The following is an 8,950-nucleotide window of genomic DNA, read 5'->3' as shown; positions in this document are numbered from 1 at the left end:
CGAAATAGGATCGACGAACGACCAAAGAGGCCAGCTTTCGCTCGGTGAGGTACCACCGTTATCGGTCCATGATCACAGTTGCCAACGACAACCGTGCTCCGGTGGCGCTGGCCGCGTAAGCGGCTCGCAATACCAAAACTAAGCCCCTGCGCTTAGCCGCGTAGGGCGGGGTTCGCAGGTACCTGGCAACAGAAACCTGCACCTTCCCACCCCTCCTCGTTCGCCTTCGGCTCCTCCTCGGCAGCGCCCGCGAGGAGTGACGAAGTCATCGACGAGCCTCCCCTCGAACCCCTTGCAACGACAGACAACAGGCCGCATCGTCGGCCATGCTTCGCGCGGCCCTCCTCGCCTGTTTCATCGCCGGCCCCGCGCTGGCTTGCGAGACCGCACTACTTCTGTCCATCGACGTCTCGGGCTCCATCGACAGCGGCGACTACCGCCTGCAGACGGACGGCCTTGCAGCCGCCCTCTCCGACCCCGAGGTCACCGAGGCCCTGGTCAATCGCCAGATCGCTCTTGCCGTCATCCAGTGGTCCGGCACGACCGAACAGGCGCTGGTCCTCTCCTGGCAGCGGATGCTCACCCCCGACGACGTCGCCCGCTTTGCCGCCCGCGCTGCCGACATGCCGCGATCCTTCAAAGGGTCCGACACCGCCGTCGGCCAGGGCCTCCGCTTCGCAACGGCCCAGTTCGCCGCCGTCCCCGACTGCCGCCACCGGGTGATCGACGTCTCCGGTGACGGGCAGGAAAACGCAGGCTTCACCGACGCCATAGCCCGCGCCGAAGCGATCGAGGCCGACATCATGATCAACGCCATCGCCATCGAGGAACCCGGCCCCGCCTTCCCGATCACCAACTACTTTCGCCGCTGGATCATCACCCCCGGCGGTTTCGTCATGACCGCCCGCGGTCTGCAGGACTATGCCGAAACCCTTCGACTAAAGCTTCTTCGCGAACTCGTCAGTCCCATCGGCTAGCCCTTGACCGCAAGGCCTCCAGCCCCTATCGCTTGGCCCATGGGGTCCGCGTCCGCCCCGTGAGGCCCCGGCCCAAGCGTCGCATCCCTGCTCATTTCAAGGATGCACCCCATGCCCCAGTTCGGCCAGATCACCCCTGCCCAAGCCTTCCGCCTGATCGGTACCCCCGAGGCGCCCGTGATTCTCGACGTCCGGATCGAGGAAGACGTCACCGCCCTTCCCTGCATGATCCCGACCTCTCGCCGTCTGTCCCACAAAGCCATCTCCACTCTGACCGACCCGCCAGGACGTGCCATCGTGGCCTGCACCAAGGGCAAGAAGCTCTCGGAAGGTGCGGCCGCCTGGCTGCGCACGCTGGGCTGGCAGGCCGAGGTCCTGGAAGGCGGCAACCTCGCCTGGGAGGCGGCAGGCCTGCCGATGCTCCCCATCGCCACCCTCCCCGTACCCGGCACCCCCTGGGTCACCCGCCACCGCCCCAAGATCGACCGCGTCGCCTGCCCCTGGCTGATCCGCCGCTTCATCGACCCGACCGCCCCCTTCCTGTTCGTGGCCCCCGCCGAGGTTGCCGACGTCGCCGACCGTTTCAGCGCCATCCCCTACGACATCGAGGGCGTGCAATTCAGCCACCGGGGCGAGAAGTGCAGCTTCGATGCCCTTCTTGACGACTTCCAGCTCCACACCGAAGCGCTCGACCGCATGGCCCTGGTCATCCGCGCCGCCGATACCGACCGGCACGACCTCGCCCCGCAGGCGGCGGGCCTTCTTGCCCTCTCGGTCGGCCTGTCACGGATGTACCGCGACGATCTCGCCCAGCTCGAAGCCGGGATCGCCCTTTACGACGCGCTTTACCGCTGGGCCCGCGACGGGCATGAGGAAGGCCACGACTGGCCCGCAGGACGCCCGGAATGACTTCGCCCATGACCCCCTCGCTTTCCGAACTGACCAATACCTTCGCGAAAATCGGCTGCCTGTCGTTTGGCGGGCCGGCCGCCCAGATCGCCCTGATGCACCGGATGATTCTGGACGAGAAGAAGTGGGTCGAGGAGCCCGACTACCTCCGCGCCCTCTCCTTCTGCATGCTCCTCCCGGGACCGGAGGCGATGCAGCTTGCCACCTGGATCGGCTGGCGGCTGCATGGCGTGAAGGGCGGCCTGATCGCCGGGGGCCTCTTCGTGCTGCCCGGAGCCGTCGTCGTCCTTGCCCTGACCCTCCTCTACTCCGCCCTTGGCGACGTGCCGCTGGTCATGGGGCTCTTCACCGGGGTGCAGGCCGCCGTGATCGCCATCGTGATCGAGGCGCTGATCCGCGTCTCCAAACGCGCCCTGAAGACCCGCGAGGCCAACCTGATCGCCCTCGCGGCCTTTGCCGCCCTCTTCCTCTTCAAGCTCCCCTTCCCGCTGGTCATCCTGACCGCCGCGATCTGGGGCTTCTTCCGCACCCCCGCCACCGCCAAGGACCCCACCGCCCCAGCCCCGCCCGCAGCCCTGGCTCGATCCCTGAAAGCAGGCGCCGTCTGGCTGGCAATCTGGCTGATCCCCCTCGGCGCGCTGGTCCTTCTGGTCCCCGGCCGCCTGGCCGAGATCGGCATCTTCTTCTCCAAACTCGCCGTCCTGACCTTCGGCGGGGCCTACGCCGTCCTCGCCTGGATGGCGCAGGAGGTGGTCGAGGACAAAGGCTGGCTCACCCTCACCCAGATGATGGACGGCCTCGGCCTTGCCGAAACGACGCCCGGCCCCCTGATCCTGGTCAACCAGTTCGTCGGCTTCATGGCCGCAAATCAGGCGGGCGGCTGGCAGATGGGCCTTGCGGGGGCCGGGATCGCGCTTTGGATGACCTTCATCCCCTCGTTCCTCTTCATCTTCACCGGAGCCCCCTTCATCGACCGCCTGACCCATATGCCCCGCCTTTCGGGCGCGCTCGCCGCCATCACCGCGGCGGTCGTCGGCGTGATCGCGAATCTCTCGCTCTGGTTCGCGCTGCATGTCCTCTTCGCGACGCTTCCCGAGGTCTCCTTCGGCCCCCTGCACCTGACCCTGCCCGACCCCGCCAGCCTGCGCCTTGTCCCCGCCCTGATCGCGGGTTTTGCCGCCTACACGCTCCTTTGGCGGCACTGGCCACTCCTCTGGGTGCTTGGCATTTCGGCAGCCGCTTCGGCCCTTGCGGCGGTTCTGTGAAGCCTTGGCGACAATCCTGCAGCCGCCCCTTCCCTTGGGCTTCGAATCCCCTATGCTGCAACTCAACCGGGAAAGGACGGCAGATGGCGCGCAGCATCGACTATGGCAACCTCATGCACCGGGCGATGCGGGGCCTCATTCAGTCGGTCCTGGAAGATGTCGCGGAAAACGGCCTGCCGGGCGCGCATCACTTCTTCATCACCTTCGACACCACGCATCCGGGCGTCGTGATCGCAGACTGGCTGAAAGAGCGCTATCCCACAGAAATGACCGTGGTCATCCAGCATTGGTTCGAAAACCTGATCGTGAACGATGAAGGCTTCAGTGTTACCCTGAATTTCGGAAACAATCCCGAACCGATGCTGATCCCGTTCGACGCACTTCGCACCTTCGTCGACCCGTCCGTGGAATTCGGCCTGCGCTTTGAAACGCAAAGCGAAGATGACGAGGACGACGAGGAAGAGGATGACATCGAGGTCGAAGAAGAGCCCGAGCGGCACGATGCCGAGATCGTCTCGCTGGACCAGTTCCGGAAGCACTGACAAATGAATGATCTGGCGCTTTTCGCCCGCAGGTTGTTGCGGAACCCGAAGCAGGTCTCTGCCGTCGCGCCCTCGTCACGCCATCTCGCCCGCGCCATGGCGGAAGGCCTCGGCCCCCAGACCGGGCGCGTCGTTGAGTTCGGACCCGGCACCGGCACGCTGACCCGTGCGATCCTTGCCGCAGGCGTTGCACCGGCGAATCTGACCCTGTTCGAGCTTGATGCCGATTTCGTCACCCATCTGCGGCAGGATTTTCCCGGCGTGACCGTGCATCACCTGGGGGCCGACCGGGCGCATGAGGTGGTGGACGCGGGCGTGGGCGCCGTAGTCTCGGGCCTGCCGCTTCTGTCGATGCCCGCCCCGGTCTGCGAGGCGATCCTCAGCGCGGCTTTCCGTGTCCTGGCACCGGGCGCGCCCTATATCCAGTTCACCTACGGCCCGAAACCGCCTGTCCCGTCCAGTATCCTGGATAAGCTCGAGTTACGGGTCGAAGCCGGCCGCAAGGTTTGGCTGAACCTGCCGCCGGCTCGAGTGTACGTCTTCAGGCGCGACCCGTAGGATCAGTCCAGTTTTCGCTGCCAGAATACGCCGGTCCCGTCGATCTCCTGGATTTCGACCTTTTCACGCGGTTCAAGGGTAGAGATGAAATCGTGGACCGCCGCTCTGCAACCTTTGACCGCATGATAGTCATCTACGATCAGATACCCGCCGGGCGACAGCTTATGGTAGAGGGCCCGGAACCCGTCCATCGTGCTTTCATACATGTCGCCGTCCAGCCTTATCACCGATAGTCTTTCGATAGGGGCATCGGGCAGCGTGTCCTTGAACCAGCCTTTTAAGAACCGAACCCTCTCGTCAAGCAGACCGTAAAGGGAAAAATTGGCCTGAACCGTCTCGAGGGATACTGCCAGGACCTCGACCTTGTGGTGCGTGTCACCGGCATCCGCTGGATAACTTTCGGCATCAGGAGGTGGCAGGCCGGCGAAACTGTCGGCAACCCATACGGTCCGGGTCTCGTCGCACCAGGCCTTCAGCATCCCGCGCATCAGGATACAAGCGCCACCCCGCCAGACGCCTGTCTCGATCATGTCTCCGGGAATCTTGCGCGTCAGGACGTCATTGACGCAGTAACGCAAGTTGTCCAAGCGCTTGCGCCCGATCATGCTGTGGGCGATCGACGGCCAATCGCGCCCGAGCTGACGCTGTTTATCGTCGAACCCTCCGGGCACAATCCCTTTCCGGATAGCCCGCCGCAAGTATCTCGCCGCAAGGATAGGCGGGTCTTTGTAGATTTCGTTGATCACGACCTTTTGCAACAACTCTATATACAGTTCGCGGGCCGCCGTACTTTTGCTTGTCATATAGTATCCCCAATCACCTGACTTCGAACGCTATCTCCCATCCTGCGGGGCCACAAGCAAAGCTATCTCGCCCGTTTGTAGCATTGATTGTTGCCAGAGCTTCGCCTTAAAGGAAGCATTCGCCTTTCGGAGTTTCCCATGACCGCGACCCGTACAGAAACCGACAGCTTCGGCCCGCTTGAGGTTCCGTCTGACAAGTACTGGGGCGCCCAGACGCAGCGGTCGGTCAAGAACTTCCCCATCGGCTGGGAGCGTCAGCCGATCCCGGTCGTGCGCGCCCTTGGCGTCATCAAGAAGGCCTGCGCGCTCGTCAACATCGACCAGGGCGACATCTCGCCTGAGCTTGGCCAGGCCATCGCCGCCGCCGCGACCGAGGTGATCGAGGGCAAGTTCGACGACAACTTCCCGCTTGTGGTCTGGCAGACCGGGTCCGGGACCCAGTCGAACATGAACGCGAACGAGGTGATCTCGAACCGTGCAATCGAGATGCTGGGCGGTGTCATCGGCTCGAAAAAGCCCGTGCACCCGAACGACCATGTGAACATGGGCCAGTCGTCGAACGACACCTTCCCCACCGCGATGCATGTGGCCATCGGGATGCACTGCCGTGATGTCCTGATGCCTGGCCTTCAGAAGCTTCTGGCTGCGCTCGATGCCAAGGTGGTCGAGTTCAAGGACATCATAAAGATCGGCCGCACCCATACCCAGGACGCGACACCCCTGACCCTCGGCCAGGAGTTCTCGGGCTATGCCATGCAGGTCCGCAAAGGGATCGAACGGGTCGAGATGTGCCTGCCCGACATCTACGAGCTTGCCCAGGGCGGCACCGCCGTCGGCACCGGCCTCAACACCCGCGTCGGCTGGGACAAGCGTGTGGCGGCCCGCATCGCCGAAATCACCGGCCTGCCGTTCGTTACAGCCCCCAACAAGTTCGAGGCGCTGGCCGCCCATGACGCGATGGTCATGTTCTCGGGTGCGCTGAAAACCGTCGCCGCCTCGCTTTTCAAGATCGCGAACGACCTCCGGCTTCTCGGTTCCGGCCCCCGCTCGGGCCTGGGCGAGCTGATCCTGCCGGAAAACGAACCGGGAAGCAGCATCATGCCGGGCAAGGTGAACCCGACCCAGGCCGAAGCGATGACCATGGTCTGCGCCCAGGTCATGGGCAACGACGCGGGCGTGGGCTTTGCCGGGTCTCAAGGCCATTTCGAGCTTAACGTCTACAACCCGATGATGGCTTACAACGTGCTCCAGAGCATGCAGCTTCTGGGCGACGCCTCGGTCAGCTTCACCGACAACATGGTTGTGGGTACCAAGGCCAACATCGCGCGGATCGACAAGCTGATGAAAGAGTCGCTGATGCTGGTGACGGCCCTTGCGCCCACGATCGGCTATGACAACGCCACCAGGGTCGCCAAGACCGCGCACAAGAACGGGACGACCCTCCGCGAAGAGGCCGTCGCGCTCGGCTTTGTCGACGGCGAAACCTTCGACCGGATCGTCCGGCCCGAGGACATGATCGGTCCCAGGGGCTGATGGCCGAGATCGTCAACCTCCGGCAGGCGAAAAAGCAGGCGGCCCGCAAGGCAGCCCGCGTGAATGCCGATGTGAACGCCGCCAAGTTCGGGCGCACCAAGGCCGAGCGGGAGCTTGAGAAGGCCCAGGCCGAAAAGGTAAAGCGCGATTTGGACGGGCATCGGCGCGAGACATAGTAACCCGGGGTTAACCTTGGTGGCGCAATCTTCCGGGCAGGAGGTGCGCTATGAAGGACTTTCCACTCCCGGTGACTTCGCATGAATGGATGCGACAGATGTTTGCATCCAAGACGGCCTTGGACGGCGGTGTGATCCGTAGGCGGACTTCCGACATTGATCGTATCGTCGGTCGCGACGTCTTCTTCGCCGCCATGCGCAAACGCGGATTTCGGGTCGTCGAGAATGCGGGACACTTCGTGGTGTTCTGCAACGCTGACCCGGTTCACCTGCGGCTGTGACCCGCGGAACCCAAATTTCTTAAGTAAGAAATTTGTCAAAATCCTTACTTAAGGATTTTGGTGGGTTGAGCTGTTGGTTAGGTTCGCACCCATGCCGACCCGCCCCGCAAAGCGCTCCCTCACCCTCCACGGCCACCGCACCAGCGTGTCGCTGGAACCAGAATTCTGGGACGCCTTCCGAGCGATTGCCACCGAACGCGGCATCCCCTTCAACCAGCTTGCCGCCGACATCGACGACGCCCGCACCGGCGACGAGGGCCTCGCCTCCGCCATCCGCGTCTTCGTGCTGAACCACTACCGCGCCACCGCGGCCAGCGCCGTCAACAGATCGCCATAACCCGTAAACCGCCGCTCGTACTCCAGCCCCAGCCGCTGCGCGCACTCCTCAGCCTTCGCATCCAGCGCCGGATCGTTCACCTGCGCCTGAAAGACCAGCTTCGTGTAATTCCCGAAATACATGTCCCGAAGCTCCGGATGCCGGTCCAATCCCATCGGCTTCCAGACGAAGGCATCGAACTGCCGCACCAGGAAATCCGTCAGGTAGAACGCCGTGAACTCCGTCTCCGCCCGCGCCGCAAAAGCGTCATTGCCCTCGAAGAACGAATAGCAATGCGGGCCCTCCACCATCTCGACCCCCAGCCGGTCGCAAGCCGCCTGCAACAGGCCACCCGTCCCGCAATCGGCATAGACGACGAAGATCGTCTCGTAGGCCCCCCGGTTCTCCGCAACCGCCTCCTCCACTGCCGGGATGATCTTCTCCGGCCAGAGATGCAGCTTCGCCGGCAGGCATTGCAGGTCGAGATGCGACCAGCCATTCGCAGCCTTCAGCGCCAGGATCTCATGCGCCAGCGCCCCGCAGGCGATCAGAAGCACCCGCCCCACATGCGCAGGCGCCAGCCCCTCCTCGGTCAAGACCTCGTCCTTCAGTATCACCCTCGCACCCCCGACAACGCCGCCCGCGCCCGGCCCAATGCGGCGACCAGACAGCGGATCACAACCCGCGCCTGTGGATCATCGGCCACATCGCGCCGACAGACCAGAAGAACCGGCTGGCTCAGCAGAACCTGAGGCACCAGCCGCTCCAGCCCCTCTGCGGCATCGGCGAGCACGCACGGCAGCAGCGCCACCCCGATTCCCTCGCGTGCGGTGGCCACCAGATCGGCCATCTGCCCCAGCCGCAGGACCACCCGGCCCCCCGCCCCATGCTCCGCCAGCCAGCGATCAGCGGGCGACCCCGCCAGATCGGCGTGAAACCCGATCAGGCTGTGCCCCGAAAGGTCACCCCCCGCCACCGGATGCGCAGCCAGATACCCAGTGCTTGCATAAAGCGACCAGCCCGCCTCGCCCACCCGGCGCACCACCAGATCGCCGTCCTCGACCGGGCGCATGCGCACCGCAAGGTCCGCCTCCCCCGCGGCCAGATCAGCCGGCCTGCTGCTGCTCAGAACCTCCACCGCCAGCTCCGGCCGCCGCGCCTGCAAGGCCGCCAGGTCCGCGGCCACCAGCGGAGCAATCCCCGTCGGCAGCGCCAGCCGCCAGACCCGCGGCACCCCCGCGGCCGCCGCAACAAACGCCTCCACCGCCCGCTCCGCCGCCTGCGCCAGCGGCACCAGCCGCGCTCCCGCTTCGGTCAGCACCGCCCCCGCCGCAGTCCGATGCACCAGCCGCATGCCCAAAGCCTGCTCCAGCATGTCGATCCGGCGGCTGACCGTGCTGTGCCGCGTCCCCATCGCGCGCGCCGCCCCCGCCAGGCTGCCCGCCCGCGCCAGCGCCAGAAACGGGCGCAGATCGTTCCAGTCCGGGGCGTTACGGGTGTCCATGACCAAAGCCTACCGCAAATCCCGCGCCTCCCGCGGCCTGTTTTCGCGCAAGGCTGCGCCGAAATCGACACTGTTCGCGGCACTTC

At 64.9% G+C, this 8,950-nt stretch carries 12 protein-coding genes and 1 other RNA gene; 10 read left to right on the top strand and 3 right to left on the bottom strand.

Annotated elements, in window-relative coordinates; translation table 11 throughout:
• The 6 genes from ssrA to ACRCSW_RS16395 all read left to right on the top strand — a co-directional run.
• Window positions 1–203, top strand: a transfer-messenger RNA (tmRNA) gene (gene ssrA, locus ACRCSW_RS16420); the annotation flags it as partial.
• Between the two features lie 123 nt (window positions 204–326).
• The gene (locus ACRCSW_RS16415; RefSeq protein ID WP_438706726.1) at window positions 327–977 is read left to right on the top strand and encodes a DUF1194 domain-containing protein; all 651 of its coding nucleotides are present in this window, start codon (window positions 327–329) and stop codon (window positions 975–977) included.
• A 111-nt stretch (window positions 978–1,088) separates the two neighbouring features.
• Window positions 1,089–1,886: a chromate resistance protein ChrB domain-containing protein gene (locus tag ACRCSW_RS16410; protein ID WP_438706725.1), complete on the top strand. Its 798-nt coding sequence runs from the start codon at window positions 1,089–1,091 to the stop codon at window positions 1,884–1,886.
• Window positions 1,883–3,151 (top strand): chromate efflux transporter, encoded by a 1,269-nt coding sequence (gene chrA, locus ACRCSW_RS16405; RefSeq protein WP_438706724.1) that lies wholly within the window; start codon window positions 1,883–1,885, stop codon window positions 3,149–3,151. Before ACRCSW_RS16410 ends, chrA begins: the two co-directional genes overlap by 4 nt.
• A gap of 83 nt (window positions 3,152–3,234) precedes the next feature.
• Window positions 3,235–3,693 (top strand): SspB family protein, encoded by a 459-nt coding sequence (locus ACRCSW_RS16400; protein WP_438706723.1) that lies wholly within the window; start codon window positions 3,235–3,237, stop codon window positions 3,691–3,693.
• Between the two features lie 3 nt (window positions 3,694–3,696).
• Window positions 3,697–4,251, top strand: coding sequence for a class I SAM-dependent methyltransferase (locus ACRCSW_RS16395; RefSeq protein ID WP_438706722.1), 555 nt, complete (start codon window positions 3,697–3,699; stop codon window positions 4,249–4,251).
• A 2-nt stretch (window positions 4,252–4,253) separates the two neighbouring features.
• Here ACRCSW_RS16395 and ACRCSW_RS16390 read toward each other — a convergent pair whose 3' ends face one another.
• A complete protein-coding gene (locus ACRCSW_RS16390) occupies window positions 4,254–5,054 on the bottom strand; it encodes a TylF/MycF family methyltransferase (RefSeq protein ID WP_438706721.1) in 801 nt (266 codons plus the stop codon).
• Between the two features lie 138 nt (window positions 5,055–5,192).
• Here ACRCSW_RS16390 and fumC point away from each other — a divergent pair, with 138 nt between their 5' ends.
• The 4 genes from fumC to ACRCSW_RS16370 all read left to right on the top strand — a co-directional run bounded on the left by fumC (window position 5,193) and on the right by ACRCSW_RS16370 (window position 7,381).
• Window positions 5,193–6,587 (top strand): class II fumarate hydratase, encoded by a 1,395-nt coding sequence (fumC, locus tag ACRCSW_RS16385; protein ID WP_438706720.1) that lies wholly within the window; start codon window positions 5,193–5,195, stop codon window positions 6,585–6,587.
• Window positions 6,587–6,763, top strand: coding sequence for a DUF4169 family protein (locus tag ACRCSW_RS16380; RefSeq protein WP_438706719.1), 177 nt, complete (start codon window positions 6,587–6,589; stop codon window positions 6,761–6,763). Before fumC ends, ACRCSW_RS16380 begins: the two co-directional genes overlap by 1 nt.
• Before the next feature lie 98 nt (window positions 6,764–6,861).
• The gene (locus ACRCSW_RS16375) at window positions 6,862–7,044 is read left to right on the top strand and encodes a hypothetical protein (RefSeq protein ID WP_438706718.1); all 183 of its coding nucleotides are present in this window, start codon (window positions 6,862–6,864) and stop codon (window positions 7,042–7,044) included.
• A gap of 91 nt (window positions 7,045–7,135) precedes the next feature.
• Window positions 7,136–7,381, top strand: coding sequence for a ribbon-helix-helix domain-containing protein (locus tag ACRCSW_RS16370; RefSeq protein ID WP_438706717.1), 246 nt, complete (start codon window positions 7,136–7,138; stop codon window positions 7,379–7,381).
• Here ACRCSW_RS16370 and ACRCSW_RS16365 read toward each other — a convergent pair.
• Together ACRCSW_RS16365 and ACRCSW_RS16360 are read right to left on the bottom strand one after the other, a co-directional pair.
• Window positions 7,339–7,977: a DUF1638 domain-containing protein gene (locus tag ACRCSW_RS16365; RefSeq protein WP_438706716.1), complete on the bottom strand. Its 639-nt coding sequence runs from the start codon at window positions 7,975–7,977 to the stop codon at window positions 7,339–7,341. The two genes, ACRCSW_RS16370 and ACRCSW_RS16365, sit on opposite strands and share 43 nt — an antisense overlap.
• The gene (locus tag ACRCSW_RS16360) at window positions 7,974–8,864 is read right to left on the bottom strand and encodes a LysR family transcriptional regulator (RefSeq protein WP_438706715.1); all 891 of its coding nucleotides are present in this window, start codon (window positions 8,862–8,864) and stop codon (window positions 7,974–7,976) included. The genes ACRCSW_RS16365 and ACRCSW_RS16360 overlap by 4 nt, the downstream gene beginning before the upstream one ends.
• Window positions 8,865–8,950 lie beyond the last annotated feature (86 nt).

This window comes from Tabrizicola sp. (genome assembly GCF_051645465.1).
In the GTDB taxonomy this organism is placed as follows: domain Bacteria; phylum Pseudomonadota; class Alphaproteobacteria; order Rhodobacterales; family Rhodobacteraceae; genus Tabrizicola.
Note: the sequence above shows the minus strand (reverse complement) of the source record. Positions and strands in the feature narration are given on the sequence as shown.

Coding starts and splice junctions, on each gene's coding strand:
- ACRCSW_RS16415 (WP_438706726.1), top strand. CDS start 327: ATGCTTCGCGCGGCCCTCCTCGCCTGTTTCATCGCCGGCCCCGCGCTG.
- ACRCSW_RS16410 (WP_438706725.1), top strand. CDS start 1,089: ATGCCCCAGTTCGGCCAGATCACCCCTGCCCAAGCCTTCCGCCTGATC.
- chrA (WP_438706724.1), top strand. CDS start 1,883: ATGACTTCGCCCATGACCCCCTCGCTTTCCGAACTGACCAATACCTTC.
- ACRCSW_RS16400 (WP_438706723.1), top strand. CDS start 3,235: ATGGCGCGCAGCATCGACTATGGCAACCTCATGCACCGGGCGATGCGG.
- ACRCSW_RS16395 (WP_438706722.1), top strand. CDS start 3,697: ATGAATGATCTGGCGCTTTTCGCCCGCAGGTTGTTGCGGAACCCGAAG.
- ACRCSW_RS16390 (WP_438706721.1), bottom strand. CDS start 5,054: ATGACAAGCAAAAGTACGGCGGCCCGCGAACTGTATATAGAGTTGTTG.
- fumC (WP_438706720.1), top strand. CDS start 5,193: ATGACCGCGACCCGTACAGAAACCGACAGCTTCGGCCCGCTTGAGGTT.
- ACRCSW_RS16380 (WP_438706719.1), top strand. CDS start 6,587: ATGGCCGAGATCGTCAACCTCCGGCAGGCGAAAAAGCAGGCGGCCCGC.
- ACRCSW_RS16375 (WP_438706718.1), top strand. CDS start 6,862: ATGTTTGCATCCAAGACGGCCTTGGACGGCGGTGTGATCCGTAGGCGG.
- ACRCSW_RS16370 (WP_438706717.1), top strand. CDS start 7,136: ATGCCGACCCGCCCCGCAAAGCGCTCCCTCACCCTCCACGGCCACCGC.
- ACRCSW_RS16360 (WP_438706715.1), bottom strand. CDS start 8,864: ATGGACACCCGTAACGCCCCGGACTGGAACGATCTGCGCCCGTTTCTG.